A 3022-nucleotide genomic window follows, 5' to 3' on the forward strand; every position below is an offset into this window, starting at 1 on the left:
CTTAAAACCAACAATAATTACGCGCTCTCTTTTCTGTGGCAGACCAAAATCTAAGGCATTCAAAACTGCTACATGCACGAAGTAGCCTAATGCTTCAAGTTTGTCTCTAATTATCAGTAACGTACGACCCCCATCATGCGACCTAAGCTGCTTCACATTCTCAAGCATGAAAGCATAAGGCTGCTTGATTCTGAGAATTTCTTCAATATTGAAAAATAGTGTTCCTCTGATATCGGCAAAACCCAGAGATTTCCCGATAATACTAAATGGCTGACAGGGAAACCCACCAAGTAGAATATTATGATCTGGAATATCTTCAGGTGCAATTTGAGTAATATCTCCTTGTGGCTGATGTCCATAATTAGCTGCATACATTTTTTGGGCATCAGCATCCCACTCGGATGAAAACACGCACTCACAGCTATGAGCCTCAAATCCAAGTCTAATTCCACCAATACCAGCAAACAGATCGATTATTTTAATAGTCATAGCTGCTCTAATATTCCGTAGCAAAATCGATTGACAATTATTCTATAAACCAATTAAGCGAGATTTTCAGCCGCAAGGTAGTAAGTCAGTTTACAATAAAAAGCTGCATCTTCCACACAGCCGCTTTTATATGCTCGAACCCTCACCACGGCCGTCGATTCCTACTGCTACTTGGCAACGTCAATTTCATCAAGACTGGGAGAAGCCCTATACTGTCCGCTATGAGAGTAATCTCGATGATGGGCCATTTCATGGGATGCCGTTGGGGGGGTTTGGTGCGGGTTGTATCGGCAGATCCCATCGGGGGGAGTTCAATCTGTGGCATATCGACGGTGGCGAACATGTTTTTAAAAACCTGGCGGCTTGTCAATTTAGCGTGTTCGAGCAACTAGAAAGCGGCGATAGTCAGGCTTATGCCATGTCTACACAAGCACCTGAAGATGGCAGTTTAAATCGCTGGCAATGGTATCCTCAAACGATGCTGACAGGGCAAGGAACGGGTAATTATCAGGCTTTATATCCCCGGAGTTGGTACAGTTACGAACGCGTCTTTCAGGCGCAATTAACTTGCGAACAGTTTTCGCCAATTTGGGCAGATAATTATCAGGAGACTTCATATCCGATCGCGGTATTTGAATGGACTGCTCACAATCCGACAGATAAACCCATTACTCTGAGCATTATGCTCACCTGGGAAAATACAGTCGGTTGGTTTGCTAATAGTAATCCATCGAGTCAAGTCGAAATTCGCGACGATGGCAGCCCGGTATATGATTATCAACCTCGGATCGGTGAGAGCGAGGGCAACTATAATCAGTGGATTGTCGATAATTATCGCGTTGGTTGTCTGCTCGATAAAGCACATAAATCGGACACGCCGAGTGAAGGTGAGGGACAATGGTCGATCGCAACCATCGCTAATCCGAGCGTAGAAGTATTCTATCATTCGCGCTGGAATCCGATCGGTAATGGTGGCGATATTTGGGATAGTTTTGCCGCCGATGGTTCGCTCTCAGATATCGATGATGAAAGTGTGGCAACAGCAGGCGAACGAATTGCCGCAGCGGTAACTATTCGGTTTACAGTTAAACCCGGACAAACTAAAAAAATTCCGTTTATTCTTGCCTGGGATTTCCCGATTACTGAATTTGGTAAAGATATAAATTATTATCGTCGCTATACCGATTTCTTCGGTCGATCGGGTGAAAATAGTTGGGCGATGGTGCGAACTGCTTTCAAACATTATGACACTTGGCAAGAGCAGATAATTAACTGGCAACAGCCGATTTTAGATCGAGCCGATCTACCCGATTGGTTTAAGATGGCGTTGTTTAACGAGCTATATTTACTTACCGATGGCGGTACCTTATGGACAGCCGCCGACGAACGCGATCCGATCGGACAATTTGGCGTATTAGAATGTTTAGATTACCGCTGGTATGAAAGTTTAGATGTCCGGTTATATGGTTCTTTTTCTGTACTCTTGCTCTGGCCGAAATTAGAAAAATCGATTCTAATTGCTTTTGCCAGAGCCATCCATACTGAAGATACAAATCAACGCCTCATTGGTTACTACGTTCAAACCGCATTCGGCTACGAAGATCGTCCGCAAAATGTCGATCGATCCGAAATGATGGCACCCCGCAAAACTCTTCACGCCACCCCCCACGATCTCGGCGCACCCAACGAGCATCCGTGGGAAAAGACTAACTATACCTGCTATCAAGATTGTAACTTGTGGAAAGATTTGGGCAGCGATTTTGTCTTACAAGTTTATCGCGCCTATGTATTTACAGGCAAGCAAGACCTAGAATTCCTCACCGAATGTTGGAGCGCAATTGTCGATACCTTAGCTTACCTGAAACAATTCGATTTAGATGACGATGGCATGATTGAAAACTCTGGCGCACCCGATCAAACCTTCGATGATTGGCGACTGCAAGGAATTAGTGTTTATTGTGGCGGATTATGGCTAGCTGCATTAGAAGCAGCGATCGCGATCGGTCAAATTCTTACTCAACAATACCACGGCGAACTAACTCCTAACCCTGCTGAAATTATCCCGCAATATCAAGCCTGGTTAGATTCAGGTAAACCAATTTATCAAGAAAAACTCTGGAATGGCAGCTTCTACCGCATCGATACCGGGAGCGGCTCCGAAGTAGTAATGGCAGATCAATTGTGCGGTCAATTTTACGCCCAGCTTTTAGAACTAGATGCGATCGTGCCGCTAGATTGTGCCAAAACTGCCCTAGAAACCGTCTATCAATCTTGTTTTCTCAATTTCCAAGGCGGTAAATTTGGAGCCGCCAACGGGGTTAAAATTGATGGCTCTCCATTGAATCCTAAAGATACTCACCCCCTGGAAGTGTGGACGGGAATTAACTTCGGCATTGCCGCCTTTTTAGTCCAAATGGGAATGCGCGAGGAAGCATTAAAATTAGCCGAGACAATTGTCGAGCAGGTATATACCAACGGGTTGCAATTTAGAACCCCGGAAGCGATTACTGCTGCTGGCACTTTTCGCGCCAGT

Annotated in this window: 2 protein-coding genes; one reads left to right on the forward strand and one right to left on the reverse strand. The window is 44.9% G+C overall.

Features of this window, described 5'->3' with window-relative positions; all coding sequences use genetic code 11:
* Positions 1-489 (reverse strand): DNA (cytosine-5-)-methyltransferase (dcm, locus tag Q0R35_RS00210; RefSeq protein WP_295613179.1); only part of this gene is annotated, 489 nt, incomplete at its 3' end.
* A 130-nt stretch (positions 490-619) separates the two neighbouring features.
* Here dcm and Q0R35_RS00215 point away from each other — a divergent pair.
* On the forward strand, positions 620-3022 hold a 2403-nt coding region (locus Q0R35_RS00215; protein WP_295613181.1), incomplete at its 3' end, for a GH116 family glycosyl hydrolase.

Origin of the sequence: Chamaesiphon sp. GL140_3_metabinner_50, from assembly GCF_025361915.1 — a bacterium.
In the GTDB taxonomy this organism is placed as follows: domain Bacteria; phylum Cyanobacteriota; class Cyanobacteriia; order Cyanobacteriales; family Chamaesiphonaceae; genus Chamaesiphon.